This is a genomic window from Janibacter sp. YB324, assembly GCF_014217915.1.
Lineage (GTDB): Bacteria > Actinomycetota > Actinomycetes > Actinomycetales > Dermatophilaceae > Janibacter > Janibacter indicus.
Map to the genome: position 1 here is coordinate 3,318,222 of NZ_CP060120.1, position 26,063 is coordinate 3,344,284.

Sequence of the window (26,063 nt, forward strand, 5' to 3'; positions counted from 1 at the left end):
CGATCGAGCAGCCGGCCCCTCCCGCGACGGCGGGGGCACCGCTCCGCCGGCACCCACGACGAACTCGTCGCCGCCGGCGGCCGCTACGCCCGCCTCTGGGCCGCCTAGACCACCCGACCCCCCTGATCCACCCGACCCCCCTGACCCAACCCGAGCCCACCTGAACCCGCATTGCCCTACGGCAATGCGCCCTCATGCCACCTGAACCTGCATTGCCCTACGGCAATGCAGGTTCGGGCGGGGTCGCGCGGGCGCGAGACCCGGGCCGGCAGGGCGCTCGTAGGGTGCGGGGGTGACCTCACCCGCACCCGCAGCCCAGGTCGGGCCGCGGCAGATCCTCTCGCTCGCCGTCCCCGCCTTCCTCGCGCTCGTCGCGGAGCCACTCTTCCTCATGGTCGACGCGGCCGTCGTCGGCCGGCTCGGCGTCGTCCCGCTCGCCGGCCTGGGGGCGGCGAGCTCGGTGCTGCTCACCGCAGCCGGGGTCTTCGTCTTCCTCGCCTACGGCACGACGAGCGTCGTCGCCCGGCAGTTCGGCGCCGGTTCATGGCGCGGTGCGATCGAGGTCGGGGTCGGGGGGATCTGGCTCGCTGCGGGCCTCGGGGCGCTTGCGGCGATCGTCGTCGGGCTGGGGGCGCGGCCGCTCGCCCAGGCCTTCGGCTCCTCCCCGGCCGCCCTCGACGAGGCCGTCGTCTACCTGCGGATCAGCGCCCTCGGTCTGCCCGCAATGCTCCTCGTGCTCGCCGCGACCGGGATCCTGCGCGGCCTGCAGGACACCCGCACCCCGCTCGTCGTCTCCGCGATCGGCTTCGGTGCCAATGCCGTGCTGTCGATCGCCCTCGTCCTCGGGGCGGGGATGGGCATCGGCGGTGCCGCGTGGGGCACGGTCATCGCCCAGTGGGGCATGGCGTTCGCGCTGCTCGCGGTCATCCTGCGGCAGGGACGAGGCGCGGGGGCCTCCCTTCGCCCGCACGTCGGACGGGTGGTGTCCGCGGCCCTCGACGGGGTCCCCCTCCTCGTGCGCACGCTCGCGCTGCGCGCGATCATCCTGCTCACCGTGGCGACCGCCGCGGCCTTCGGCGACGTGCCGCTCGCCGCCTACCAGGTGACGACGACGATCTGGTCACTGCTCGTCTTCGCCCTCGACGCCCTCGCCATCGCCGGCCAGGCCCTCACCGGAGCCCAGCTCGGCAGTGGTGACGCGGCCGGTGCCCGCGCCGCGACGGCGCTCATGGTCCGGTGGGGCATCTGGGGTGGCGTCGTGCTCGGTGTCGGGCTGCTCTCGCTGCACCGGGTCCTGCCCGCGCTCTTCACCGACGACCCCGCCGTGCGCAGCGCGATCGCCGCGGGTCTGGTCTTCGTCGCCCTGTGCCAGCCGCTGTCCGGCTACGTCTTCGTCGTCGACGGGGTGCTCATCGGGGCCGGCGACGGTCGCTGGCTCGCCGGGTCGATGAGCCTCGTGCTGCTCGCCTACGTCCCCGTCGTGCTCCTGGCCCGGGTCGTCGGCGGCGACCACGGTCCCGAGGCGGCCGTGGTGACGCTGTGGTTGGCCTTCACGGCCTTCATGGTGCTGCGCGGGGCCTGCATGGCCTGGCGCATCCGGGGCGACGCGTGGGCGGTCACCGGCGCGACCCGCTGATCCACGGGTCGAGGTGGTCGCGACCGCCTATCCGGTGGGGGGTACCTCGCTCCGGTCGGGCGGTCCGGCGACGTGTGCCGACGACGTCAGGCGACGGGCGGGCGGGTGCTGTCGGCGTAGGAGTACCACCCCTGGCCCGCCAGGGCCTCGGCGATGCGGCGACGCCCACCGGGGCCCTCGCTGGTCACCACGGCCAGCTCGCTCGGGCGCAGCGGCGTGATCGCCAGGACCCGCACGTCGGAACCGATGGACTGGGGGCGCCCCGGCAGCTCGACGCCCACGAGCACACCCAGACGCCCGGCGTCGGCCCAGTCGGACGGCGCCTCGCCGGCGGAGATCTCGAGCGAGAGTAGGGTGTGGTCGCGCAGCGCGGCGTCGACCTGCTCGGCCCCCGCAGCGGCGAGCGCACCAGCGGCCTCCTCGAGCGCCGCGACGAGCCAGCGGCCCTCGCCGTCGGGGTCCTGCACGAGCTCGCGGCCCTCGACGTAGATCTCGAGGCCCAGCGAGTCGCCGGCGCCGTCGGACAGCCCGTCGGTCGCGATGATCCCCGAGTGCGGGGTCGTCACGTGCCGGTAGGTCGACGACCCGCCCGGCCACTGCGCCGGCTCGTCGGTGTCACCGAGCGGCCGACGCTGCGCGCCGACCTGCCCGACCGTGCGCCAGTAGTCCTCGCGCGTGCTGCCGTCCGTCTGCCCCATGGAAGTCACCCCTGCATCCTGCCTGCTGCCCGGCACCGGCGAAAGTCCGGTGCCGGGCAGGCGGGTCACTTCGTCGTCAGGCGCAGCGCGAACTCGGCGTGGTCGTCCTCGCCGGTCATCGAGAAGCCCAGCGCCGAGAGCGGCTCGATGTTGGCCCGCTCCTCGTCGTCGAGCTCGTCGCCGAAGAGCTCGACGGCCTTGCTGATGTCGACGTAGAGCACGGTGCTCGCGTCGTCGGCCTCGGGCACGGCGTCCTTGAAGGCATCGCTGTCACCGAGGCCGGAGCCGCGAGCGACCTCGTCGGCGTAGCCGGCCGGCGTGGCGACGACGGTGCGGTTGTCACCGGCGTCCTTGACCGTGATCTGCGGGGCGCCGGAGGTGCCCCCGGAGTCGACCGCGCCGGTGAGCTTGTCGATGATGCCGCGGTCGCCGTTGGTGACGAGCGCGACCTTGGGCTCGTCGGCCGACGCGCCGACGGTGATCGCGGTGTCGCTGCCGACGGCCTTGGCGAGGTCGTCCGGCACCGAGACGCCGGTCTCGTTGGTGAAGGAGTCCAGACCCTCCTGCCAGTCGTCGCCGAGGATGCTCTTGGCGTTCTTGTCGAGCTCGGGCCAGGCCTTGCGCAGCGACTCGTCGAGACCGGTGACGGCGAAGACCCCGAGGGTGTCGGCCGGCAGGTCGCCGACCATCGTGCCCTCGCCCGACGGGACGCTGCCCGCCGGCAGGCCGTTGACCCTTCCGGCGACCTCGAGGGTCGGCCCGTCGAAGCGGACGGCCGCGGCGATCCGGCCCTGCTGGTCGGCCTGGACGGTGCCCGTCGAGAGCCCGAGCTCACTCACCCGGCCGGCGTCCATCCAGCCGGTCATCATGCCGTCCTCGCCGAGGTCGTCCATGTCCTGCCGGAAGGCGTCGCTGTCGGCGAGGTTGGCGCCCGCGGCGTCGTTGACCGCCTTGTCGACGACCGACTGCTCCTCGCCGCAGATCGCGAAGTCGGCCTGGACCGAGCAGTAGCCACCCTCGCCGTTGGTGACCTTGGACAGGCCCTCCTTGGCGGCGTCCTGGTCGGTGCTCGCGAGGGCGACGACGACCTCGGGCTCGGTGCCACCGTCGGCTGCGGGCAGGAGCGCGACACCGAAGCGCTGGCCGAGCCACGGCTCGACGTCCTGGGCGTAGTCGACGCCCTCGAGCCCGCCGTCCTCCTTGATCGCGTCGAAGATCTCCTTGCGCAGGTCGCCGTTCTCGTCGACGCCCTCGAGGGAGTCGCGCATGCCGGGGAACTTGCGGGCGAAGCGGAAGGCGTCGACCTTCTGGTCTGCCGAGGGGTCGAGGTCGATCTTGGCGAAGGCGACCGAGGTGGCCGGGAGGGCTTCCTCCGGCTGGGCCCCGCCACCGTTGAGCTTGCTGTAGGCGAAGACCGCGCCACCACCGACGACGCCGAGGGCGACGACACCCGCCACGCTGAAGGCCCCCCACTTGAGGGCCTTGGTGGACTTCGGGGCCGGCGGCTGCACCGGCGCCTGGCCCCACTGGCCGGGCTGCTGCGGGTGACCGGGCTGGTACCCCTGCTGGGCGTAGCCCTGCTGGTACTGCCCACCGGGCTGCCCGTAACCGGCAGGCGGCGGGGGCTGCTGGCCGTGGGCCGGCCCGTAGCCGGGCGGGGGCGGCGGCTGACCGGGCCCGGGCGTGGGCGGCTGCTGACCGAAGGGTGGCTGCGACATGGTGGTTCTCCCCGTGCTCGTGGTGTCCTTACCGGAACCTTACGGTCGACGGGGCTGCGCAGACCATGGGGAGGACTACCCACCGTCAGCCCTGGTAGCGGATCTCCACGCGGCGGTTCTTCTCCCGGCCCTCGGGGTTGTCCTCGCCACCCTTGTCGTTGTCCGCGACCGGGTCCTTCTCCCCCTTGCCGCTGACGTCGAGCTCGAGGTCGTCCCGCTCGTCCTCGATGACGTCTGCCACCGCCTGGGCTCGCTCCTTGGACAGCTTCAGGTTGGCTGCGTCGGAACCCACCGAGTCCGTGTGGCCGACGACCGTGACCTTCGCGCCGTCGGGGACGTCGGCGACGGCCTCCGCGACGGCCTCCTGGGCGCTCTCGCCGAGCTCGGCCTCGGCGAACTCGAAGAGCACGTCGGTGTCGAGGGTAACGACGGTACTGCCGCCCGAGGTCGTCACCTCGGGCTCGAAGGGGTCGATGTCCGGGACGTCGATCGCATCCACCTCAGGGACGTCGATCGGGCTCCGGTGCTCGTTGACCTCGCTGTCGGAGAGGGTCGGCAGGGTGTCGCTCGTCAACGGCTCGTCGTCGACCGCGCCGGCGGTGGAGGCCCCGACGACGACGAAAGGGGCGACGATCGTGGCGGCGATCAGGATCCGACCGCGGGTGCGGGTGGTCATTGCGGCATCGGGACGTCTTCGATGGCCGGGGACTCAGAGGTCACCCGAAGGTCCATCGCGGTGACGCCTTCGCGCGGGAGCGGGAAGGCGGTGAAGACGTAGACCGGCTGACCCAGAGGAGCGCTCGCCTCCGTCGCATCGCTGGTGAGGTCGTCCACGTGGCGGTACTTCTCGAGGTTCTTCATGTCGATCAGGACCGGCTCGAAGGAGCTCCAGCCGAGCAACTTGAAGGCGGACTTGTTCTCGGTGCCGCGGCCCTCGCCCGTCAGGCGGAAAGTCGCGAGCATGACGTTGTCGTCGCGCCGCAGCTCGAGCAGCTCGATCTTCGTCGTGTCGACCGAGTCGTTGTTGATCTGTACGGTCGCCTCGGCGATGGCCGCGGGCGGGTTCTTCAGGTCGATCCCGGCGACCTTGGCCCCGTTTTCGTCAGGATTGCCGGTCACGACTCCGGAGGTCTGGGAGGTGGCGTCCGCTCCCTCGTCGTCCCCACCCAGCATCGAGCAACCGCTGAGCGCGAGGACGGCGGCCGCCCCCAGCGCGATGGCACGTGTACGCATGTCTCTCTCCCCAAGCTGATGACGAACCGCGGCCACACTAGAGCACGGGCTGAGTGGGTGGCAGGGGGAGGACTCCCCTGTGACCGGGACGACGAAGGGGGCGCCCGCCTCGTCGGCGGGCGCCCCCTTCGCACGGGGTCGTGCAGGGTCAGCCGGCGACGACGTCCAGCGCGACCGTGGCCTGCACCTCGGGGTGCAGACGCACGAGCGCCTGGGCCGGGCCGACCGACTTGATCGGCGTCGGGATCTCGATGGTGCGGCGGTCGAGCTCGGGGCCACCGCCGGCCTTGACGGCCTCGGCGACCTCGCGGCTGGTCACGGCGCCGAAGAGGCGACCGGAGTCACCGGCGTGGGCGCTGATCGTGACCTGCTGGGCCTCGAGGTTGCCCTTGATCGACTGGGCCTCCTCCAGGGACTTCACGGCGCGAGCGGCGCGGCCGGCGGCGATCGCCTCGACCTGCTTCTGCGCACCCTTGGTCCACGCGGTGGCCAGGCCACGGCGGAAGAGGAAGTTGCGGGCGTAGCCCGGCTTGACGTCGACGACGTCACCGGCGGTACCGAGGCCGGTGACCTCGTGGGTGAGGATGACCTTCATGTCTGCTCCTTGCTTCTCGGCCGCGGATCAGCGGTTGGACGAGGAGTAGGGCAGCAGCGCCATCTCCCGGGCGTTCTTGACGGCGGTCGCGATGCGACGCTGCTCCTGGACGGAGACGCCGGTGACGCGACGCGCACGGATCTTCCCGCGGTCGGAGATGAACTTGCGCAGCAGGTTCGCGTCCTTGTAGTCGATGTTCTCGACCTTCGCCGCCTTGAGCGGGTTGGCCTTCTTCTTGGGCTTGCGCACTACGGGCTTGGCCATCGTGGTGCTCTCCTTCGTGTCAATGAGAGCCCGAGGTTGGTCCTCGGGATGGAAGTGGTGTCAGTGCCCGACCGGGGTCAGGCGTAAGAGATCGATCAGAAGGGGGGCTCGTCGTAGCTCGGGGCATTGCCCCAGCCACCGCCGCCCTGGCCGCCGCCCTGGGGAGCGCCACCCTGGGCCGGGGCCTGCTGGCCACCGCCCCACGCGCCGCCACCCTGCTGGCCGCCACCCTGGCCGCCGCCGGTCGCCCACGGGTCGTCCTGCTGGCCGCCGAAGCCGCCACCGGAACCACCCTGGCCACCGCCGCCGCCCCAGGAGCCGCCGCCCTGACCGCCGCCACCGCCGCCACGCTGGGTCTTGGTGACCTTGGCCGTGGCGTAGCGCAGCGAGGGGCCGACCTCGTCGACCTGCATCTCCATGACGGAGCGCTTCTGCCCGGTCTCCTTGTCCTCCCACGAGCGGGAGACGAGACGACCGGTGACGACGACGCGGGTCCCGCGGTTGAGCGACTCCGCCACGTTTTCGGCGGCCTCACGCCACACGGAGCAGCGCATGAAGAGCGTCTCCGCGTCCTTCCACTCGTTGGTCTGACGGTCGAAGGTGCGCGGGGTCGAGGCCACGGTGAAGTTGGCCACGGCCGCGCCGCTCGGCGTGAACCGCAGCTCCGGGTCCGCCGTGAGGTTGCCGATTACGGTGATGGGGGTCTCGCCTGCCATGGGGATTCCTTGTCGATCGGTGATCTCTCAGGTGAGCCTGTCAGCCGGGACCGACAGGCTGGAAGTGGACGCCTCAGGCGTCGACGCGCATGAGCTTGGTCCGCAGGACCTGCTCGGAGAGACCCAGCTGGCGGTCGAGCTCCTTGCTCGTGGCCGGCGTGCAGGTCAGGTTGGCGACGGCGTAGAGGCCCTCAGCCTTCTTGTTGATCTCGTAGGCGAGACGACGACGGCCCCAGTGGTCGATCTTGTCCACGCTGCCGCCGTCCTTGGTGACGACGGTGAGGAACTTGTCGAACAGCGGCTGAACGGCCCGCTCGTCGGTCTCGGGGTCGAAGATGACCATGAGCTCGTACTGACGCATGCTGATAACCCGCCTCCTTCGGTCTGTGCGGTCACGGTCTCTCCGTGACAGGAGGGTTGGTGCATCGGTACCCCCGACACGTCGTCGGGTGACGACCTGGAGGGGGGACGGTTCAGGGTATCGGCTGCACTCCCTTCGCACCAAAGCGTGCCGGACGAAGGGGGGCGCCTCAGACCGTGGCCGCGTGCTGTGGATCGTGGGGTCGGGCCCGCGGCGTCTGGGGACGGTCGGCGGACGCCGGCCGCCCGACCGGGTTGTCGACGGGGGTGTACCAGACGGACCACAGCAGGAAGCCCCACGCGATGGCTCGGCCGAGGACGACGACCGCGTACCACTGGGCCGGCAGTCCCTTGTCGGGGTCCGCGGCCGCACCGATGTGCAGCCACAGTGCGGTCGCGTGCACGGCCTCCACCGCGGCGAAGCCCAGGTGGGTGCGCCAGGAGATCCCGGCGAGGATCGCCAGCGGCAGGACCCACAGGGCTGCCTGGACCGGCACCGAGGTGCTCGTGAGGACCATGACCGGCACCCCGAAGGCCGTGACCTGCGCCCACGTGGCCGGTCGCCACGCCCGTCGGGCCATGACGACGCAGGCCCACACCGCGACGGCGACGCCGAGGAGCGAGACGAGCGGGGCGACCCGGTCCGGCAGCGGGTGACCGGCGAGCTCGGGGATGAGCAGGACCGACCCGTAGCCCGGCTTCTCGCCCCACCACGCCCGCAGCGGGCCGGTGACGATCGCGGGGGCGGAGAGCGCGAGCACGACCGCGAGCGAGACCGCGGTCCCGAGCGCGACGAGGACGGTCCGCACCGCCGCGGCCTCGTGCCCGACCCGACGGGCGGCGATGACCAGGGCAACGGCGGCCAGCCCCACCCAGGCATGACCGAGCAGCGCGAGGCCGAGGAGCACCCCGGCGAGGACCGGGCGACGTCGGGTGTCGGCCAGCATCGCGGCGACGAGGAGGGTGACGACGACGAGGTCGGGAGACAGCAGCGCGGCGACGACGTGGACCGGCGACAGGGCCAGCTGGGTCGCCAGGTCGAGTCGCTCGGGCCGCAGCTGGGCGACGCACCACACCGCGACGACGAGGCACAGCGCGATGATCACCGTCCACAGGGTGAGGTACCACCGCGACTCGTCGAGCCACCCGGCATCGGGGACCAGGCCACCGACGAAGGCCATCAGACCCGACAGCAGGGGCATCTGGTCGAGGCGGGCCTCGCCGGTGAGCCAGCCGCCGAGTCCACGGTCGAGCCCGGCGAGCTGGTACTGCGCCGGCAGGTCGGAGAAGCACCCGCGCCAGAACTGGTCGTTGCCGTTCCAGCCGTTGACGACGCAGTGCCCCTGACGCAGGAAGGCGCCGGCCATCGGCAGCACGACGAGGGCGACGACGAGGGGCAGCAGCCGGGGCAGCGAGCGCTCACGACTCGACGCCCGGCGACCCAGGGGCCCGCCCAGGACCGCGCTCGACTCCGGCGGCAGCAGGTCGCGCGCCGTCCACTCACGAGGCACTAGTCACGCTGCCCGGTGGTGGCACCGCCGTTGGGGGTGAAGCTCGGCACCGTCGACGTCGGGAGCGTCGGCTCCGAAGTCGTCGGCGGCGGCGGCGGTGGCTCCTCCGTCGTGGGCCGAGGCGTGGACGTCGTGGTCCTCGTCGGCGGCGTGGTCCGGGTCGTGCTGCTCGTCGTCGAGGAGGTGGACGACGAGCTCGAGCTGCTGGAGCTGGACGACGTCGACGAGGAGGAGGTCGAGGTGGGCTCCGGCTCCTGGGTCGTCGACCGGGTCGTCGTCGGCTCCGGGACGGGCGTCTGCGTCGTCGTGATCGGCGCCGGCGCGGTGGTGTTGTCCGTCTGCGGGCGGTAGGTGACGTTGCCGGCCGGGGGGAGCTTCTTGACCGGCTCGCCCTCGAGTGCCCCGATCATGTAGTCCGTCCAGATCCGGGCCGGGATCGTGCCGCCGGTGACCTCGGCGAAGCCGCCGATGTTCTTCAGCTGGTTCTTCTCGACGAGACGACCGTCGCCCTTGTACATGCCGACCGCGGTCGCCAGCTGTCCCGGCGTGAAGCCGTCGAACCACGCCGCGTAGTTGTTGGAGGTCGTGCCGGTCTTGCCGCCCACCGGCCGACCGAGGTCGGCGACCGTCGGGTACCCGGTGCCGCCGGGCTGACCCACGAGGCTCATGGCCTGGATGGCGTCGCGCGCGACGTCCTGCGGGAAGGCGCGGCGCACGTCCTTCTTCACCTCGTACTCGAGGTCGTGCTCGCCGGTGCTCGTCACCTTGGAGATGTAGTAGGGCGTGGCACGCCGCCCCTCGGCGGCGATCGTCGCGTAGGCGTTGGCCATGTCGATGACCCGGACCGCGTCGGTGCCGAAGACATTGCCCGGACCGGTCGACAGGCCGGTGCGCTTGTCGCCGTCGTAGGCGACGACGCCGGCGTCCTTGGCCGACTCGGCCGTGGCCTTGGGCTTGGCGGCGAGGTTGAGCTGCGCGTAGTAGGTGTTGACCGACTTCTGGGTCGCCGTGCGCATGTTGACCGGGCCGTAGGAGCTGTTGCCGAAGTTGACGATGCCACCCTGGCGCTGGATGTCCGAGGCATCGGCACCGCCGTAGATGAAGGCACGGTTGTAGTAGGGGCTCGCCCCGCTGTAGGTCGTCGACAGCGGGATCCCCTTGCGCAGAGCAGCGATCATCGTGAAGGGCTTCATCGTCGAGCCGGCCTGCATCTTGCCGTCGACCGCGGAGTTGAAGTACCCGTAGCGGCCCTTGCCGTACTTCGGTCCGCCGTACATCGCCCGGATCGCGCCGTCGCCGGGCTGGATCGAGGCCAGACCGATGTGCAGGTCGGAGGTTCCCTCACCGGTCGGTCGCGACTCCTCGACCGCCTCGGCCGCGGAGCGCTGCGCCTTGCGGTCGATCGTCGTGACGATCTTGAAGCCGCCGCGGTCGATGTCGGCGTCGGACAGCTTGAGGCGGTTGCGCAGCTCCTCGCGCACCTCCTCGGTGATGAAGCCGATGTCGTCGGACGCGGCCTGCGAGCGCTGCTTGGGGGCGATCGTCTTGGGGAAGGTCTGCTTCTCCCGCTCTGCGGGGGTCATCCACCCCTCGGCGACCATGCCGTCGAGGACGTAGGCCCAGCGGTCCTTGGCCGACTGGGTCTGCTGCTCGCCGAGAGCGGGGTCGTAGAGCGAGGGTCCGCGGATGACGCTGGCGAGCAGGGCACCCTCCGAGGGGGTCAGCTTGCTGACGTCCTTGCCGAAGTAGGCCTTGGAGGCGGTCTGGATGCCGTCGGCGCCGCGGCCGAAGTAGATGGTGTTGAGGTAGTTGGCGAGGATCTCGTCCTTGCTCAGCTCGCCGTCGATCTTGATCGACAGCAGGATCTCGCGGCCCTTGCGCTCGAGGGTCTGGTCCTGGGTGAGGAAGTAGTTCTTGACGTACTGCTGGGTGATCGTCGAGCCACCCCCGCGGTCCTCGCCGGCGACCGCACCGCTCACGGCGCGGAAGATGCCCTTGGGCGAGATGCCCCGGTTGTCGTAGAAGCTGCGGTCCTCGGCGGCGATGAAGGCGTGCTGCACCCCCTCGGGCACCTTCTCGAGCTCCACCGACTCACGGTTGACCGTGGCGATGCGGTCCATCTCGGTCTTGCCGTCGGAGTAGTAGAGGACCGAGGCCTGCGAGACCGCCCGGTCGTTGGGCTTCGGGATGTCGATGAGCAGGTAGGCCGCCACGATGGCAGCGGTCCCCAGGGCGACGAGGGCCGCCAGACCCAGCAGGAGCTTGCGCAGGATGCCGCGGCCGCCACGTCGTCCGCGGCCGCGAGAGCGCGTGCGGCGGGAGCGCGACTCGGCGCGCGAGCGGGGGGCGTTGGACATGAGCACCTCGGTGGGACGGGGGACGGTACGGCTCGTTCCAGTATGGGGGCACGGCGACGCGCCGCTCCAACGACAACCCGATGTATCTGTTCGATACATCGGGTAACCTTCGAGCACCGCGCCGATCGACGCCCGACCCGGGCTGCCCCCTTCGGCCGGGTCCACCGATGGAGCGAAGGGAGCTGACGTGCGCCGTCGAGAGATGCTCGAGTTCGCCGTCCTCGGCCTGCTCCACGAGAGCCCGCTGCACGGCTACGAGCTGCGGCGTCGGCTCAACACCCGGCTCGGCGCCTTCCGCGCGCTGTCCTTCGGCACGCTCTACCCCTGCCTCGCGAGCCTGCAGGGGCAGGAGCTGGTGAGCGTCGACCGTGACGAGCCGCGCGCCGCGGGCAGCCGCCGGCAGCGGATCACCTACACGATCACCGATGCCGGCCGTGAGGCCTTCGCCGCGATCGCCGGGCGCACCGACCCGAGCAGCTGGGCCGACGACGCCTTCGACGTGCGCCTGGCCTTCTTCGCCCGCACCGAGCGCGAGGTGCGCCTGCGCATCCTCGAGGGTCGCCGCGCCCGCCTGGCCGAGCAGCTGGGCGCGATGCGCGCCGCCGAGCAGGGCGAGCGCCTCGACCGGTGGACCGCCGCACTCCACAGCCACGGCGAGGACGCGACCGAGCGTGCCGTCGCCTGGCTCGACGAGCTCCTCGACGCCGAGCGTCGCGCACCCCAGGTGCGACCGGGCTCGCTGGGCGACCCCGCCCATCCCGCCTTCAACCCGCCCCCCACCAAGGAGAACCCATGACCGCCATCCGCGTCGCCATCGTCGGCGTCGGCAACTGCGCGAGCTCGCTCGTCCAGGGAGTCGAGTACTACAAGGACGCCGACCCGCAGGGCACCGTGCCCGGCCTGATGCACGTGACCTTCGGCGACTATCACGTCTCCGACGTGCAGTTCGTGGCTGCCTTCGACGTCGACGACAAGAAGGTCGGCAAGGACCTCGCCGAGGCGATCAACAGCTCGGAGAACAACACGATCAAGATCGCCGAGGTCCCGACGACCGGCGTGACGGTCCAGCGCGGACACACCCTCGACGGCATCGGAAAGTACTACGCCCTGACGATCGACGAGTCGCCGGCCGAGCCGGTCGACGTCGTCCAGGCGCTGCGCGACGCCGAGGTCGACGTCCTCGTCTCCTACCTGCCGGTGGGCTCGGAGGAGGCCGACAAGTTCTACGCCCAGTGCGCCATCGACGCGGGCGTCGCCTTCGTCAACGCGCTGCCGGTCTTCATCGCCTCCGACCCGGAGTGGGCGCAGAAGTTCGCCGACGCCGGCGTCCCGATCATCGGCGACGACATCAAGAGCCAGGTTGGCGCGACGATCACCCACCGCGTCATGGCCAAGCTCTTCGAGCAGCGCGGCGTGGTCCTCGACCGCACCTACCAGCTCAACGTCGGCGGCAACATGGACTTCAAGAACATGCTCGAGCGCGAGCGCCTGGAGTCGAAGAAGATCTCCAAGACCCAGGCCGTCACCTCCAACCTCGACGGCCCGCTCGCCGGTGTCGGGGCCGACGACCGCAATGTCCACATCGGCCCGTCGGACTACGTCGCCTGGCTCGACGACCGCAAGTGGGCCTACGTGCGCCTCGAGGGTCGCGCCTTCGGCGACGTCCCGCTCAACCTCGAGTACAAGCTCGAGGTCTGGGACTCGCCCAACTCGGCGGGCATCATCATCGACGCGATCCGCGCGGCCAAGATCGCCAAGGACCGCGGTATCGGCGGCGCCCTGCTCTCCGCGAGCAGCTACCTCATGAAGTCCCCGCCGGAGCAGCGCGAGGACACCGAGGGCCGCGCGAAGCTCGAGGCCTTCATCGCCGGCACCGAGGAGCGCTGACCAGAGCGCTGACCCACCCGCCCCGCGTTTTCCGGGTCACCCGACAAACACCCCCTTCGCAAGGGTTTGAAACCCTTGCGAAGGGGGTGTTTGTCGTGCTCAGCGGCCAGCGGGCCCCACGGTGACCGGCAGCGCGGCCAGACCCCGCAGGACCCAGGTCGGGCGGCGGGGCGGGGCGCCAGCGAGGGCGATGTCGGGGAATCGCTCGAGCAGCCGTCGCAGGGTGATCTCGAGCTCGACCCGGGCGAGCGGTGCGCCGAGGCAGAAGTGGCGACCGAGGCCGAAGCCGACGTGCGGGTTGGGATTGCGCGCGACGTCGAAGGCGTCGGCACCCGTCGCCGGGTCGGCGCCGAAGACGGCAGCGTCGCGGTTGGCCGAGCCCATGAGGCAGGCGACGGTCTCCCCCTTCGCCACGGTGACGCCCGCGATCTCGACCTGCGCGGTGGCGGTCCTCTCGAAGAGCTGCAGCGGCGCGTCGAAGCGGATCAGCTCCTCGAGCGCAGTCGCCGGCGTGACCTCACCGGTCGTGACGCGGGCCAGCTGGTCGGGGTGGCGCAGCAGGGCGTGGAGGCCGTTGCCGAAGGTGTTGACCGAGGCCTCGTGGCCGGCGTTGAGCAGCAGGACGACCGTCGCGACGAGCTCCTCCTCGCTGAACCCGCTGCCACCGTCACGCTCGGCGATGAGGTCGCTCACGAGGTCCTCGCCCGGCTGCGCGCGACGCAGCTCCACGACGCCCCGCACGTAGTCCGCGAAGTCCGCGCTCGCGCGCACGGCGGCCTCCCGGGTCGCCTCGTCGACGCCCTGCTCGTACATGTGCACGATGGCCTGCGACCAGTCGCGCAGGCGGACGTGGTCCTCGCGGGGGACCCCGAGCAGGTCGGCGATGACGTAGACGGGCATCGGCTCGGCGTAGGCGGCCAGGACGTCGACGGGGCCGGTCGGGTCGAGCTCGTCGAGGAGCGCGTCGGCGAGGGTCTCGATCCGCGGACGCATCCGCTCGACGTGCCCCTTGGCGAAGGCCCCGGCGAGGAGGCGGCGCATGCGGGTGTGCTCGGGCGGTTCGTTCTCCATGAGCTGGTTGCGGTGCAGCGTGTTGAAGGGCTCCATCTGCTCGGCCGGCTGCCAGTCCGTCCAGATCCGCCCGAGTGCCCGGTGCCGAAGGGTGGCACTCACCGCCGCGTGCGTCGTCGCCACCCAGCGCCCGTCGGTGGCCCGGAGCACGGGCCCGGCAGCCCGCCAGGTCGCCAGCAGCGGGTAGGGGTCGTCGACAAGGGCCGGGTCGAGGAGGTCCACCGTGGTCATGCCGCCATCATGGCCACCCACGGACCGGCGGTGTCCACCACACCCCCGCCCGACTAACCTCAGTGGCATGGGTCACAGAGTCGAGTCAGAGCTGGTCGCCAATGTCATCGCCGTGCAGGTCGCTGCCGACCAGCAGGTCGCCGTGGGCGACGAGCTCGTGCTCCTCGAGTCGATGAAGATGGAGATCCCGGTCCTGGCGGACCGCTCCGGTCGCGTCCTCGAGGTCAAGGTGGCCGCCGGCGACGTGGTCCAGGAGGGCGAGGTGCTCGTCGTCATCGACGACTGATCTGCGCTGCTGCACCCCACGGCATGACGAAGGGGGCGGACCCGACCGTGTGGTCGGATCCGCCCCCTCGACGTGCGAGCCGGATCAGGCGCCGGAGCCCTTCTCCTGCTGGTCGGCCTGCTGGATGGCGGCCTTGGAGTAGGCCTGCAGCGCGTCCTGGGCCTGCTGGAGGGCCTTGGCGGCGTCGCCCCAGGCGTCACCGAACTGCTCGGAGTCCGGGCCGAGCCAGTTCTCCTTGAGCGTGCCCGCCTGCGAGGTGCCGTTGGAGCTGATCTCGCCCACGCGGCCGGCCTCGGTGTTGAGCTGACCCGCGACCTCCTTGACCCTGCCAGTGTCCATTCCGTCGGTCAGGTTTCCACCCATGTCAATCTCTCCTTAAGTCTCGTGTGTCGTCGTGTGGGTCGCGGCTCAGGAGCCGGAGACCTCGGCCTGCTGCTGGATGTCGCTCTGGAGCTGCTCGCAGAGCTGCTCGATGAGGGCCTTGATCTTCTCGAGCGCCGGGCGGTGCTGACCCTCCCACTCCGAGACGAACTTCTCCGAGTCCGGGCCGTTCCAGGCCTCGTTGGCCTGCTGCACCTGGGTGTTGACGTTGTTGATGACGCCGTTGAGCTCCTCAGCGAGGTTCTGCCACTTCGGCAGCTCGCCCTTGACGGTCTCGAGGTTCATTCCGAGCCAAGCCATCTTGTCCTCCTGCGTGTAGGTGTTGCTGCTGGTCTGTTGTGTTCCCTGCGGGCTGCTGTTCCCCTGCCCGACTGAGGTCAACACTAGGGACAACGTGCTCGCGAGGTACATGGGGAGGACTCCCCACCCACTCCCCAACTAACAGAGGAGAAGCCAATTGCCTTGTCGCACAACGACATTCGTCATCGAACGGCCATCTCCGGGCGCGCGATCTGGACGATTTCCGCCTTGCCCTTGCGCACCAGGACCCCCCGCCCCTCGGGCATGAAGACCCGCGCGAGCGGCGGGAAGTTGGTCTTGAAGATCATCGAGGACTCGGACCCGTCGGGGGCCAGCGCCATCCCCGAGCGTGCCGCCTTGACCAGGCCCGGCAGACCCATGCTCGTGGTCATGGCGCTCGGGTCAGCCTCGGCCACGACGAAGTGGTCGTTGTCGACGAGCGGCTTGATCGCGTCCTGCAGCGGGCTCTGGTAGGGCGAGGTGTTCAGGTCGTCGAGCTTTTCGACCATGAGCACCTGCAGCGGCGAGCCCTCGTCGAGCGCCCGCTCCTTGAGCAGCTCGCACAGCTCCTTGATGTCGTCCTCGCGCGTGGCCGTGCGATCGAACTCCGGCAGTGCGGTCAGCTCGGAGTTGCGCCGCAGCGTGATGAGGTGCAGCTGGGCGCTGGGCCGCCACCGCTTGATGGCCTTGGCCAGCTGGACCATCGTCGTGGTCCGCCCGCTCCCGGGCGGACCCGTGACGACGAAGCCACCTCGTGGGTCGATGGCCATCGGTGCGAGGTCGTCGGAGTTCATCGCGATGACCGGCAGCTCGTCGACCTGCGCCGGCAGGTCCGCCGCCGGCACGATCTCGGGCAGCGAGGCGACCTCGGGCGCCCTGGGCACCCCGGACTTGGCCATCGTCTCGGCGAAGCCGCGCACCATGCGGGACTGCTCCGACGCGTCGGACGTGCCGCCGAGGACGGCGACCTGGACCTCACGCTTCTTGAACAGACCGCGCCCCGGCGGCGAGTCGGGGGTGAGCACGTCGGTGGGCAGCCCGAGGAAGGAGTAGTCGTCCTCGGTCGCCATCCGCAGCGAGAAGCGCGACTGCACCGACGAGCCCATCGACACCGGCAGGCCGTTGCGGGCGTCGACCGACAGGACGAAGTGCACCCCGACCGGTCGGCCGTCCGCGAGCAGCGAGGTGAAGGCGTCGAGCCACTTCATCAGCGCGCCGGCCGACTCGTAGGCATTGCGGAAGGCGGTCAGGCCGTCGACGAGCACGAAGATCCGCGGCTCGGAGGTGTTGCCGGTGAGCCGGCGGTACTGGGTGATCGTCGTGGCATTGGCCTTGGAGTAGCGCACGGCCCGCTCCTCGATGATCTCCCGCAGCATCGTGATGAGCCGCTTGACGCGCTCCTCGTCCTGGCCGGAGATGATGCTGCCGACGTGCGGCAGCTCCTCGAGCATGGCCAGACCGCGGTTGCCGAAGTCGAGCCCGTAGACGTGGCAGGGACCACCGCGCACGGTGAAGCCGGCCGCGATGGCGATCGTCCGCAGGAAGGAGCTCTTGCCCGACCCGGACGCGCCGAAGACCGCGAGGTTGCCCTCGGCGTCCGGGCGGAAGGAGATCGTCGGCTGGCTCTGGTTCTCGGGGTTGTCGGCGATGCCGATGACCAGCTCGTCGTCGCGGCGCTCGGTCGGCAGCTTCGCGAGGTCGTAGACCTCGGCGAGCTCGGGCAGCCACGGCTTGCGCGGGATGGGGATCTCCGACTCGACGCGAGCCTTCTCGACCGTCTCGACGACGCGCTGGATGTCGGTCGGGCCGAGGTCGGCGTCCTCGTCCCCCTTCGGCTTGGCGGGCAGCTCCCAGGTGACGGGCGCACCGAAGGTGAGCGTGGAGACGAGCATGTCCGGCGGGGGTGGGGTGTTGCTCGTCCAGCCACCGGCGTAGCCGGTCTGGAAGGGCACGAGACGTCCGGGACCGGACTTGGCCATCGCACGCCCGGGCAGACCCGGGTCGAAGTAGGCGGCGTCCTTGGTGCCGAGCACGTCGGACGAGTCGTCCTCGTCCGCCATGCGCAGGGCCATGCGCAGGTTGGTGTTGGCGCGCAGGTTGTCCTTGATGACGCCGGCGGGACGCTGCGTCGCGAGGATCAGGTGGATGCCGAGCGAACGGCCACGCTGGGCGATGTTGACGACGCCGTCGACGAAGTCGGGCACCTCCTGCACGAGCGCGGCGAACTCGTCGACGATGATGATCAGGCTCGGCGGCGCCTCGACCTCACCGCGGCGCTCGAGCTCGACGAGGTCCTTGGCCTTGAAGCGCGCCAGCAGGTGCTCGCGGTAGTGCAGCTCGGCCGACAGCGACGCAAGAGCCCGGCGCACGAGGTGCGGTGACAGGTCGGTGACCATGCCGACGGTGTGCGGCAGCTGGACGCAGTCGCGGAAGGCCGAGCCACCCTTGTAGTCGACGAGCAGGAAGGTCACGCGCTGCGGGCTGTTGGCCGTCGCCATGCCGAGGATCCAGGCCTGGAGCAACTCCGACTTGCCGGCACCGGTGGTGCCGCCGACGAGGGCGTGCGGGCCGTCGGTGCGCAGGTCGACGCTGTGCGTGCCCATCGCGGACTGCCCGATGACGGCGCGAAGGGAGCCCGGCTTGCGGCTCGGGGTCGGCGGGGCGTGCCGCCCCGTGAGGATCGAGCGGTTCTCGTTCCACCGCTCGATGACCGCCATCTCGGAGTGGGCGATCTCGGTGCCGACGAGCGCCAGGTAGGAGACCGAGCGCGGGATGTCGGAGTCGTCCTGGGAGACCGCGCTGGAGTCGGTCATCGGGGCCAGGTTGCGGGCTGCCGCGACGGCATCCTCGACCCGGATGAGGTCGGTCTGCACCCCGCTGGCCACCTGGGCCGGTCCGACCCAGCCGACCTGGCAGCTGCCGTCCTCGGCGACCTCGACGAAGGTGCGGCACGCGGCGGGCAGCTGCTCGGTCACCGGGGCGACCCAGATGACGACGATGCGGTGGCGCCACCCGGCCTCGGCGAGCTGGACGAGGCGCGCCAGCTCCACGGGGGCGTCGTTCTCGACGAGCACGACGACGGCCGGGCCGGTCGTCGGCGTCGAGCTGTCGCGCTCGGAGCCGGCGGCCACGAGCCCCTCGAGCTGCTCCATGATCGCCGCGCACCCCGGGCCGGAGCTCGCGGTGTGCTGCACGTCGAGCGGACTCTGCGGGGACGAGGTGTGCGGGGACCACTTGAGCCAGTCCCAGTCGCGCGCGGAGGTCGTCGACGCCAGGGCGCACAGGACCACCTCGGCCGGCGAGTGCGCGGCCATCGTCTGCACGACGAGCGAGCGGGCGAGCCCGAGCGCGGCCTCGCGCGGACCGGAGACGCCGATCGCGCCGTCGAGCAGCGGGTGCGCGGTGACCGGGACGTCGGCGACGACGCCCAGGCCCTGCATGAGCTGCGAGACCTCGAGCCAGGCCTCGGCCCGGGTGCGTCCCATCTTGGGCAGCTTGATCTCGCTGCGGCTGGGGCGCACGCCCAGACCGAGCCGGTACTCGAGGAAGCCCGGGTCGTTGGGCCGTCGGGTCCACATCAGCGGGTGGTGGACGGCGACCGCCCGGGCGAAGTCGGTGACGGCCGGGTGCTCCTGCCGCCGGATGTCGTGCTCGCGGTCGAGCTCGACCTCGATGTCCTCGACGAGGTAGCCCACGTCCTCGCGGAAGTCCTCCATCGCCTCCTCGAAGTCCAGCCGCACGCGCCGCTTGGACTCCCACGTGTTGGCGAGCATCATCATCGGCATCATGAGCATGAACATGATCGTGAAGCGCGAGCGGGTGATGGCGAAGAGGGTCGCGCCCATGAAGACCGGCACGAGCATCATCGCCAGCGGGATGCGCTGCGGCTTGCCGCGCTCGGGCAGCTCGGGCACCTCGAACTGCAGCCCCTGGTAGATCGGCGCGATGCGCGGCGACCGGGTGAAGGCCACGTCGCCGGAGTCGGTCGTCGTCACGCCTGCGGCCCGCGTCTTGGCGGAGATCTCGAAGGTCGTGTCGCCGATCGTGAAGGTCTCGCCCTCGCGCAGGATCGCCCGGTCGACCTGCTCGTCACCCACGATGACGCCGTTGGACGAGCCGAGGTCGGTCACCTCGACGACGTCGGCCACGAGGAGCTTGGCGTGCTTGCGCGAGACGGACGCGTCGTTGATCTGCACCTCGCAGTCGCGTCCGCGGCCGACGTGCGAGGTCCCTCGCTGCAGCTGGTACTCCCGGCCCGCGTCCGGGCCGGCGACGACCTTGGCGACGGCGATCGGGGCCTCGGTGTCCTTGTAGCCCGACGAGCGGCGGGTGACGGTGAGGTGCGCGCCGGACCGCAGGCCCGACTCCTGGACCGTGGTGTTGGGGTCGACCGCGCGGTAGTTCTCGTCGACGAGGGCGAGCGTGTGCTCGCCGAGGTCCGAGCGCTCGTGCGCCGCACCGCCGCTGCGCTGCCGCTCCGGGTCGGACAGGACCAGGTGCTCGGCGAGGTCGCCGACGGTCGTGCGGCCGTCGACCGTGGCGACGAGGTCGGTGTCCTCGTTGCCCGACCCTCGCAGGGTGAACATCAGCTTCATCTCAGCGCCTTACGGGTGGAGGTGGTCGTGTCGTACATCCCGATGTCCTCGTGGCGGGACAGCAGGGAGCGGGGGTCGAAGGTCGCCCGCACGCGACTGCCGAAGGGGGCGGTGCGCCGCAGTCGTCGCCGCACCTGCCGCAGCTCACCCTGCCAGTGCCCCACGGCCGTCGGGTCCGCTGGGGCGGGGCCGAAGACGAGCGCGTCGGCCCGCATCGCGGCGGGTGCGGCGTCGACCTGCGGGCCGAGGGCCCGGGCCTGCTCCATGCGGGTGCCACCGGCCGGCAGCGGCACCCCGAGGACGCGGGCCTCCTCGAGCAGGTCGTTCCACGCGCGACCGACCCGCTGGTCCGGCGTGCCCCGCCGCAGCCGCACGGCGCGGCGGACCGCGGTGACGACCGGGGTGAGCAGCAGCACGAGCAGCGGCAGCAGGACGAAGACGGCGAGGAGCTGGGCCCACAGCGGCCAGGTCGACGGCGAGCTCCAGTCGACGACCGGCTCGGGCGGCGGGGCAGGCTCCTCCGGCGGGGGCGGCGGGGGCTCGGCCGCCGGCTTGTCCCACTCCTGGGGGTCGTTGTCGGCGGGGGTGGCCTGCTCGGCCCGGTCGGGGACGAAGGTCTGCGGCAGCACCTGGTACCAGCTGCCGTCGCGCAGCCGCACCTCGACCCACGCGTGGATGTCACGGCCGCGCAGGAGCCCGTCGTCGGTCGCCGTGGCGCCGACGACGACGCGGGTGGGGATGCCGAGGCGGTTGCCGATGATGCCGAGGGTCGCGGCGTACTGCTCGTCGTTGCCGGCGAGCACCTCGGAGTTGAGGAAGCGGTCGAGGCGGCCTTGACCGTGACCGGCCGGGTAGAGCTGGGCGGTCCGCGCGGTCGCGGCCCGCTCCTTGTCGCTCGGTGCCTCCGACCCGGTGGCCGGGGTGCCGTCGGTGTAGGTGCCCTCCTCGCGCATCGTCGTGGCGATCTGGCGGAACTGCTGCCACGGGTCCTGCGAGTCGCCCTTCCACACCTGGATCCGGGCATCGACGAAGGTGGTGTCGCCGGTCATGGGCATGTCGCCCCGCGACACGGGCAGGCTCTCGGGCAGGGCGCCGGACCCCTCCGGCGGCAGCGCGGTGCGCACCTCGTAGGTGTCGCCGGGGCGCAGCCCCGGCGGCACGAGGACGGTGTTGGTGCTGAGGTTGAGCCAGGCCTTGTCCTGCAGGCGCTTCTGCGCGGCACCGAGGAACTCGATGCCCTCGACCCGGCCCGAGGTGAGCAGCCAGCCGCCCGTGTAGCCCTCCTCGGGCACGGTGACCTTGACCTGCGTGGGGCGCCCGCTCGCGAGCACGCCGACACGCCGCCCGAACTGCTGGAAGGAGCGGCCGGCGTCGGCCCGGGTGTCGCCGCGCCCGGCGATGCCCCAGGTCGAGCCGTCCCAGGTGTCGAGCGTCGCCAGGCGCATCGGGGTGTTGCGGGGCACCCCCTCGACGCGGAGGATCTCGCGGTTGTAGAGCTGCGAGGGGCTGTCCTGCGTGAAGTTGCGGAAGCGGCTGAGCGGCGAGGCCATGATCGTCGTGTCGTGGCCCGGCACGACGCCCGTGCGCACGACCCGACGCTCGTCCTCGTGGTCGCGACCGGGCAGGTAGGGCCCGAGCGTGCCGCCGACGAGCGCCGCGACGAGCAGGATCAGGGTGCCGGAGACGACCCGCGAGAGAGCCGGTCGGCGCATCCCGGGCCGGGCGATGCCGATGTCGGGGTCGAGGTGGTCGCGGGCGACGACCCAGCCGATGAGCAGCAGCGCGAGGAGCAGTCCCTGGACGAGCAGCGATGCCGGCTCCATCGTGCCGAGCGCGATGGTCACGGCGAGCAGCGCGAAGGGGGTCGCGACGAGCCGCAGGCGGGAGCGGGTGATGCGCGCGGTCGCGTAGGTCAGCGTCGTGGCGACGAGGGCGATGAAGAGCGGCACGGCGAGGATGTGCCCGCGCGCGTCGACGGGTGGCACGAGCGTCAGCAGGTCCATCCAGCCGGAGATCGGGCCGGCCGCGAGGTCCTTGAAGGTCTGGCCCGTGGGCAGCACGCCCCATTTCACGTCGTCGCGCACCGCGAGGATGCCACCGAGGAGGAAGTACATGGCCGCGCCCAGCGCGGTGGTGGCGACGAGCGGCCACCGGTAGGTGCCCTGGATGTGCCCGAGGACGAGGCCGAGGAGGACGCCGACGGCGGCGGCCCGCCACCACTCCCAGCCGAAGACGACGGTGCGCAGCCCGACGAGCCCGCAGGCGACGACCGCGATGGTGAAGACGGTGTCGACCCAGTGGGCCGGCCCGGGACGCATCCGGCCGAGCGTGGCCCGGACCTGCTCCTTGGCCGTCAGCTGGGGCTTGATCATCCCCTCCTTGGGGGCCCCGATGACGCTCACGTCGGTGGTTCGTCCGCCGCTCATGCCGGCACCAGCCCCCCGGAGACGGTGGACAGGTCGGTGAGCTCACCGATGGTCACGATGCTCAGCCCCCGCAGTCGTCGCAGGCTCGCGTCGGCCGCGGAGTCGACGATGACGGCCACCTTGTGCACCTCGGTCTCGAACTCGCCGAGGCACTGCTGGATCTCGAGGAAGGCCCGGCCCGGGCCGGTGACGAGGACGGCGACCGAGGAGTCCGGCGCCTGCTGGACGAGCAGCCGCGCGGAGCGCACGAGGTCGACCCGGCCGACGGTTGCGGTCGTCAGCGTGTCGAGGACGAGCGGGACGGTGGTGCGGGAGGCGAAGCCGTCGTTGCACACGACGGAGGCCTCCTGCTCGTCGGTGATCGACTGGACCATGAGCGAGGCCGCCGCGGCGATGGCCGTCTCCACGTCCCCTTCGCCCCCGGGGTACATCGCGGGGTCGGTGTCGACGACGATCCCGAGGTGCGAGCGCCGGGTCTCCTGGAACTGGCGCACGAGGAGACGGTCGTGCTTGGCCGAGGAGCGCCAGTGCACGTAGCGCCGGTCGTCGCCGGGCTCGTACTCGCGCAGCGCGTGGAAGTCGATGTCGGCCATGGACAGCTCGGGCGTGACCTCACCCTCGAGGTCACGCAGGAGGCCGTGGGCCCCGGACTCGAGGGCGATCCGCCGCGGGTGCACGTGCATGAGCTGCACGCCACCGAAGGTCACGGTCCGGCGGGTGATGCCCAGCGGATCGCCCTGCACGGTCGTCGCCGGACCGACGGGGATGACGCCGCGGCGCGGCGTCGCGATGGGGAAGGCCGTGCGGTGGCTGGCCCCCTTGCGCAGGAGCGGGACCGGCAGCACCTCCTCGTGGTCGCCCACGGGCAACCGCACGAGCGAAGGGAGCATCGTGCGCCGCGTCGAGTTGGTGAGCACGACGTGGGCCTGCGCCAGGTCCCCGATCTCCGCCCGCAGGGGTTCGACGACGAGCTCGACGTCGGCCCGGTGGCTCCCGATCGACAGCAGGACGCATACGACGACGAGCGCAAGCATCGTCGCGGCGATGATCGCCGGCTCGGCCCAGCCGAGCAGGGCCGAGAGCACCCACAGCACGACGGACAGGCCCAGGAGGGTCCAGCCGAGGGGCGTGATCCAGTCGAGCCGCCCACCGAACCACTGGCGCCGGACCCGCTCGTCCGTCGCCGTCGCGCCGCGCCGCACGGCTCGGGTCGCGCCGCGACCGGCGTTGACGACCGAGGCCCCGGGCAGGGTCACCGTGCGCTTGGTACCCGTCGACCGCAGCCGCGCGGAGGTCGCCATCTGCTCCAGACGGGAGTCCTCCTGCCGCGTGCCGCCCGGCATGGCACCGCCCTCGCGCACCCGGCCGCGCCCGCGCGGGGCCTGCGGCGGGGGTGTGGGCAGTCCTGTCGTCATCGCTGGTGTCCCTCGTGGGTCAGGCGACCCGCTCGGTCGGCGGGGCGACCTCGCCGAGGATCTGGGCGATGACCTCGCTCGTGCGCACGCCGGCGAACTCGGCCTCGGCGGTGAGCAGCAGCCGGTGCGTCATGACGGGCTCCGCGAGGACCTTGATGTCGTCGGGCACCACGTGGGTGCGGCCCTGGCTCGCGGCCCAGGTCTTGGCGCAGCGCACGAAGGCCAGACAACCACGCACCGACAGGCCCAGGCGGATGTTGCGGTGTCGTCGAGTCTCCTCGGCGATCCGCGAGACGTAGGCGAGGATCGCCGGGTCGATGTGCACCTGGTCGGCCAGGCCCGCCATGTCCTGCACGACCTTGGCCGTGACGACGGGCCGCAGACCCTGGGTACGGTCGCGGCGGGCCGCGTCGGCGAGGACCGCGACGGTCGCCTCGTGGTCGGGGTAGCCGAGCGAGGTCTTCATGAGGAAGCGGTCGAGCTGCGCCTCGGGCAGCCGGTAGGTCCCGGCCTGCTCGATGGGGTTCTGCGTGGCGACGACCATGAAGGGCCGGCCGACCTCGTGGGTCGTGCCGTCGACGGTGACCCGGCCCTCCTCCATGACCTCGAGGAGCGCGGACTGCGTCTTGGGCGAGGCGCGGTTGATCTCGTCGGCGAGCACGATGGTCGCGAAGACCGGGCCGCGGTGGAAGTCGAACTTCTTGGTCTGCTGGTCGTAGATCGTCACGCCGGTGACGTCGCTGGGCAGCAGGTCGGGGGTGAACTGGATCCGGCTCGAGGAGCCCTGGACCGTGCCCGCGACCGCCCGGGCGAGCTGGGTCTTGCCCGTGCCGGGATAGTCCTCGAGGAGCAGGTGCCCCTCGGAGAGCAGGCAGGTGAGGGCCAGCCGCACGGTGTGCTGCTTGCCGAGGACGACCTGGTCGACGTTGCCGACCATCTGCTGGAAGGCCTGGCTGAACCAGCTGGCCTGCTCCTGGGAGACGCTCATCGTTCCTGCTTCCTCATCCGGTCTTCGTCGATGTCGTGGGGCTGCTCGTGCGGGACTTGCTCGGGCTGGGGTCCTCGCCCCACCCGGAGGGGTCGTAGCGCTCCGGGTCGCCACGCGGGGCTCCTCCGGGCCAGGTGTCGATGCGCAGGTCCCCCGGCAGGGTCAGGTCGTAGACCCGGCCGGTGTCGAGGTCGTTGAGGACGAGCTGGCCGCGGTCGTGCCGCACGGCGACGCCGTTGCGACGGGTGAGGTTGCCGGCGACGGGCAGCTGGCTGGTCTGCGCCTGGGTCTGGCCGCACGCCCGACCCCACAGGATCGTGCCGCCCATCCCCCAGGCGGCGTAGAGGCAGTCGCCGTTGACGACCGGGCGGGAGATCTTGTTGAACTGCGCCTGCGGGCGCTCGTCGCCCTCGTCGAGGCCCGAGACGACGCCCACGTCGGCGCCGTCGTGGTCGCTGTCCTCGGTGATGCGCGCGTAGCCGGCCCGCTCGAGGGTCTGGTAGCCGACGACGTCGCTCGCCGGCCCGGGCTGCTGCAGGGCGACCATGGCCAGGTCCTCGCCGGCGTTGTCCTGGCCGCTGCCCGCGATGGGCTGCGGGTCCTGCAGGTGCTCGGACATCACCTCTCCGGTCTCGAGGTCGAGGACGACCCACTCGTCGCCGACGGCGGTGATGTCGGCAGCGCGGCCCGAGAAGTCCAGGTCGGTGCGGATCGGCTGGCCGAAGCCGTCACCCTCCGCGGGGATCTCGACGACCCGGCCGCTGTCGGCAGAGACCGCCATGATGTCGCCGTCGAGGTCGACGGTCACCGCGGCCTGCTTGCCCACCGTGTCGAGCTCGCCGGTGTCGAGCAGGTCGGCGATCGGGGTGCCGCCCGCGGGGTCGAGGCGCTTGCCCCAGATCCGGCCGGTGTCGTGGTCGACGACCGCGAGGGTGTCACCACCGAGGGCGACCCGGTCGGGCTCGTGGAAGTCGACTCCGGTCACCGAGGTGGGTTCGGGCACCTGCACCTCGCCCTTGATCCGCTCCCCCTTCCGCGTGTCGAAGGCGATGAGGCGACGGTCGGCGGTGACCCCGACGGCATTGCGGCCGTCCTGGAGCACGTCGGCGCGCAGCACGTCCTCGCCGGTCCCGGCGTCACCCGCGCCGCTCAGCAGGAGGTCGAACTGGTGGGCGCCCGTGTTGACCCGCCCCCAGTAGCCGGTCCGACCGCCGGAGACCCACAGACCACCGTCGGTGAGGGCGACGTCGTGAACCGGCTGACCGTCGGAGCGGGTGGCGAAGATCGCCGCGACGACGACGAGCAGCGAGACGATTCCTCCGGACACCACCCGCAGCCACACCGGACGGCGACGTCTGCCGGTGCCCCTGCTCTCCTCCCCCTGCGCGCTCATCC

At 71.5% G+C, this 26,063-nt stretch carries 22 protein-coding genes; 4 read left to right on the forward strand and 18 right to left on the reverse strand.

Going from position 1 to position 26,063, the window contains the following annotated elements; all coding sequences use genetic code 11:
- Nucleotides 1–292: 292 nt before the first annotated feature.
- A complete protein-coding gene (locus H7A72_RS16300; protein WP_185221172.1) occupies nucleotides 293–1,636 on the forward strand; it encodes an MATE family efflux transporter in 1,344 nt (447 codons plus the stop codon).
- 86 nt (nucleotides 1,637–1,722) lie between these two features.
- Here the strand turns inward: H7A72_RS16300 and H7A72_RS16305 are convergent, their stop codons facing one another.
- The 10 genes from H7A72_RS16305 to H7A72_RS16350 form a co-directional block, all read right to left on the reverse strand.
- A complete protein-coding gene (locus tag H7A72_RS16305) occupies nucleotides 1,723–2,334 on the reverse strand; it encodes a hypothetical protein (RefSeq protein WP_084451053.1) in 612 nt (203 codons plus the stop codon).
- A gap of 65 nt (nucleotides 2,335–2,399) precedes the next feature.
- A complete protein-coding gene (locus H7A72_RS16310) occupies nucleotides 2,400–4,052 on the reverse strand; it encodes a DUF3352 domain-containing protein (protein WP_185221173.1) in 1,653 nt (550 codons plus the stop codon).
- An 85-nt stretch (nucleotides 4,053–4,137) separates the two neighbouring features.
- Entirely contained in the window at nucleotides 4,138–4,728 is a 591-nt protein-coding gene (locus H7A72_RS16315) for an OmpA family protein (RefSeq protein WP_185221174.1), read from the reverse strand.
- Entirely contained in the window at nucleotides 4,725–5,285 is a 561-nt protein-coding gene (locus tag H7A72_RS16320; RefSeq protein WP_185221175.1) for a hypothetical protein, read from the reverse strand. The genes H7A72_RS16315 and H7A72_RS16320 overlap by 4 nt, the downstream gene beginning before the upstream one ends.
- Before the next feature lie 148 nt (nucleotides 5,286–5,433).
- Nucleotides 5,434–5,880: a 50S ribosomal protein L9 gene (gene rplI / locus H7A72_RS16325; protein WP_185221176.1), complete on the reverse strand. Its 447-nt coding sequence runs from the start codon at nucleotides 5,878–5,880 to the stop codon at nucleotides 5,434–5,436.
- Between the two features lie 27 nt (nucleotides 5,881–5,907).
- Complete coding sequence (gene rpsR / locus H7A72_RS16330) at nucleotides 5,908–6,144, reverse strand: 30S ribosomal protein S18 (protein ID WP_007925814.1); 237 nt, start codon at nucleotides 6,142–6,144, stop codon at nucleotides 5,908–5,910.
- Between the two features lie 95 nt (nucleotides 6,145–6,239).
- Complete coding sequence (locus H7A72_RS16335) at nucleotides 6,240–6,860, reverse strand: single-stranded DNA-binding protein (protein ID WP_185221177.1); 621 nt, start codon at nucleotides 6,858–6,860, stop codon at nucleotides 6,240–6,242.
- Nucleotides 6,861–6,933: 73 nt separating this feature from the next.
- Nucleotides 6,934–7,221: a 30S ribosomal protein S6 gene (gene rpsF, locus H7A72_RS16340; protein ID WP_084451046.1), complete on the reverse strand. Its 288-nt coding sequence runs from the start codon at nucleotides 7,219–7,221 to the stop codon at nucleotides 6,934–6,936.
- Between the two features lie 169 nt (nucleotides 7,222–7,390).
- Nucleotides 7,391–8,731, reverse strand: coding sequence for a hypothetical protein (locus H7A72_RS16345; RefSeq protein ID WP_185221178.1), 1,341 nt, complete (start codon nucleotides 8,729–8,731; stop codon nucleotides 7,391–7,393).
- Nucleotides 8,731–11,088: a transglycosylase domain-containing protein gene (locus H7A72_RS16350; protein WP_185221179.1), complete on the reverse strand. Its 2,358-nt coding sequence runs from the start codon at nucleotides 11,086–11,088 to the stop codon at nucleotides 8,731–8,733. Before H7A72_RS16350 ends, H7A72_RS16345 begins: the two co-directional genes overlap by 1 nt.
- A 187-nt stretch (nucleotides 11,089–11,275) precedes the next feature.
- On the opposite strand from H7A72_RS16350, the gene H7A72_RS16355 reads away from it, so the two are divergent.
- Together H7A72_RS16355 and H7A72_RS16360 are read left to right on the forward strand one after the other, a co-directional pair.
- A complete protein-coding gene (locus H7A72_RS16355) occupies nucleotides 11,276–11,884 on the forward strand; it encodes a PadR family transcriptional regulator (RefSeq protein WP_223277698.1) in 609 nt (202 codons plus the stop codon).
- Nucleotides 11,881–12,975 carry an inositol-3-phosphate synthase gene (locus H7A72_RS16360; RefSeq protein ID WP_072626009.1) on the forward strand — a complete coding sequence of 365 codons (1,095 nt, stop codon included), beginning with the start codon at nucleotides 11,881–11,883 and terminating at the stop codon, nucleotides 12,973–12,975. The genes H7A72_RS16355 and H7A72_RS16360 overlap by 4 nt, the downstream gene beginning before the upstream one ends.
- A gap of 99 nt (nucleotides 12,976–13,074) precedes the next feature.
- Here the strand turns inward: H7A72_RS16360 and H7A72_RS16365 are convergent, their stop codons facing one another.
- A complete protein-coding gene (locus H7A72_RS16365) occupies nucleotides 13,075–14,277 on the reverse strand; it encodes a cytochrome P450 (protein ID WP_185221180.1) in 1,203 nt (400 codons plus the stop codon).
- Nucleotides 14,278–14,344: 67 nt separating this feature from the next.
- On the opposite strand from H7A72_RS16365, the gene H7A72_RS16370 reads away from it, so the two are divergent.
- Nucleotides 14,345–14,563 (forward strand): biotin/lipoyl-binding carrier protein, encoded by a 219-nt coding sequence (locus tag H7A72_RS16370; RefSeq protein ID WP_072626011.1) that lies wholly within the window; start codon nucleotides 14,345–14,347, stop codon nucleotides 14,561–14,563.
- A gap of 84 nt (nucleotides 14,564–14,647) precedes the next feature.
- Here the strand turns inward: H7A72_RS16370 and H7A72_RS16375 are convergent, their stop codons facing one another.
- The 7 genes from H7A72_RS16375 to H7A72_RS16405 form a co-directional block, all read right to left on the reverse strand.
- Complete coding sequence (locus H7A72_RS16375) at nucleotides 14,648–14,926, reverse strand: WXG100 family type VII secretion target (protein ID WP_125932886.1); 279 nt, start codon at nucleotides 14,924–14,926, stop codon at nucleotides 14,648–14,650.
- A gap of 45 nt (nucleotides 14,927–14,971) precedes the next feature.
- A complete protein-coding gene (locus tag H7A72_RS16380) occupies nucleotides 14,972–15,244 on the reverse strand; it encodes a WXG100 family type VII secretion target (RefSeq protein WP_159451182.1) in 273 nt (90 codons plus the stop codon).
- 182 nt (nucleotides 15,245–15,426) lie between these two features.
- Nucleotides 15,427–19,830 carry an FtsK/SpoIIIE domain-containing protein gene (locus H7A72_RS16385; RefSeq protein WP_185221181.1) on the reverse strand — a complete coding sequence of 1,468 codons (4,404 nt, stop codon included), beginning with the start codon at nucleotides 19,828–19,830 and terminating at the stop codon, nucleotides 15,427–15,429.
- A gap of 5 nt (nucleotides 19,831–19,835) precedes the next feature.
- Nucleotides 19,836–22,265 (reverse strand): transglutaminase-like domain-containing protein, encoded by a 2,430-nt coding sequence (locus H7A72_RS16390; RefSeq protein WP_185221182.1) that lies wholly within the window; start codon nucleotides 22,263–22,265, stop codon nucleotides 19,836–19,838.
- Nucleotides 22,262–23,680, reverse strand: a complete 1,419-nt coding sequence (locus H7A72_RS16395; RefSeq protein ID WP_185221183.1) for a DUF58 domain-containing protein — start codon at nucleotides 23,678–23,680, stop codon at nucleotides 22,262–22,264. Before H7A72_RS16395 ends, H7A72_RS16390 begins: the two co-directional genes overlap by 4 nt.
- Nucleotides 23,681–23,699: 19 nt before the next feature.
- Nucleotides 23,700–24,668: a MoxR family ATPase gene (locus H7A72_RS16400; RefSeq protein WP_072626016.1), complete on the reverse strand. Its 969-nt coding sequence runs from the start codon at nucleotides 24,666–24,668 to the stop codon at nucleotides 23,700–23,702.
- 13 nt (nucleotides 24,669–24,681) lie between these two features.
- A complete protein-coding gene (locus H7A72_RS16405; protein ID WP_185221184.1) occupies nucleotides 24,682–26,061 on the reverse strand; it encodes a hypothetical protein in 1,380 nt (459 codons plus the stop codon).
- Nucleotides 26,062–26,063: the final 2 nt, after the last annotated feature.

Coding starts and splice junctions, on each gene's coding strand:
- H7A72_RS16305 (WP_084451053.1), bottom strand. CDS start 2,334: ATGGGGCAGACGGACGGCAGCACGCGCGAGGACTACTGGCGCACGGTC.
- H7A72_RS16310 (WP_185221173.1), bottom strand. CDS start 4,052: ATGTCGCAGCCACCCTTCGGTCAGCAGCCGCCCACGCCCGGGCCCGGT.
- H7A72_RS16315 (WP_185221174.1), bottom strand. CDS start 4,728: ATGACCACCCGCACCCGCGGTCGGATCCTGATCGCCGCCACGATCGTC.
- H7A72_RS16320 (WP_185221175.1), bottom strand. CDS start 5,285: ATGCGTACACGTGCCATCGCGCTGGGGGCGGCCGCCGTCCTCGCGCTC.
- rplI (WP_185221176.1), bottom strand. CDS start 5,880: ATGAAGGTCATCCTCACCCACGAGGTCACCGGCCTCGGTACCGCCGGT.
- rpsR (WP_007925814.1), bottom strand. CDS start 6,144: ATGGCCAAGCCCGTAGTGCGCAAGCCCAAGAAGAAGGCCAACCCGCTC.
- H7A72_RS16335 (WP_185221177.1), bottom strand. CDS start 6,860: ATGGCAGGCGAGACCCCCATCACCGTAATCGGCAACCTCACGGCGGAC.
- rpsF (WP_084451046.1), bottom strand. CDS start 7,221: ATGCGTCAGTACGAGCTCATGGTCATCTTCGACCCCGAGACCGACGAG.
- H7A72_RS16350 (WP_185221179.1), bottom strand. CDS start 11,088: ATGTCCAACGCCCCCCGCTCGCGCGCCGAGTCGCGCTCCCGCCGCACG.
- H7A72_RS16360 (WP_072626009.1), top strand. CDS start 11,881: ATGACCGCCATCCGCGTCGCCATCGTCGGCGTCGGCAACTGCGCGAGC.
- H7A72_RS16365 (WP_185221180.1), bottom strand. CDS start 14,277: ATGACCACGGTGGACCTCCTCGACCCGGCCCTTGTCGACGACCCCTAC.
- H7A72_RS16370 (WP_072626011.1), top strand. CDS start 14,345: ATGGGTCACAGAGTCGAGTCAGAGCTGGTCGCCAATGTCATCGCCGTG.
- H7A72_RS16375 (WP_125932886.1), bottom strand. CDS start 14,926: ATGGGTGGAAACCTGACCGACGGAATGGACACTGGCAGGGTCAAGGAG.
- H7A72_RS16380 (WP_159451182.1), bottom strand. CDS start 15,244: ATGGCTTGGCTCGGAATGAACCTCGAGACCGTCAAGGGCGAGCTGCCG.
- H7A72_RS16385 (WP_185221181.1), bottom strand. CDS start 19,830: ATGTTCACCCTGCGAGGGTCGGGCAACGAGGACACCGACCTCGTCGCC.
- H7A72_RS16390 (WP_185221182.1), bottom strand. CDS start 22,265: ATGAGCGGCGGACGAACCACCGACGTGAGCGTCATCGGGGCCCCCAAG.
- H7A72_RS16395 (WP_185221183.1), bottom strand. CDS start 23,680: ATGACGACAGGACTGCCCACACCCCCGCCGCAGGCCCCGCGCGGGCGC.
- H7A72_RS16400 (WP_072626016.1), bottom strand. CDS start 24,668: ATGAGCGTCTCCCAGGAGCAGGCCAGCTGGTTCAGCCAGGCCTTCCAG.
- H7A72_RS16405 (WP_185221184.1), bottom strand. CDS start 26,061: ATGAGCGCGCAGGGGGAGGAGAGCAGGGGCACCGGCAGACGTCGCCGT.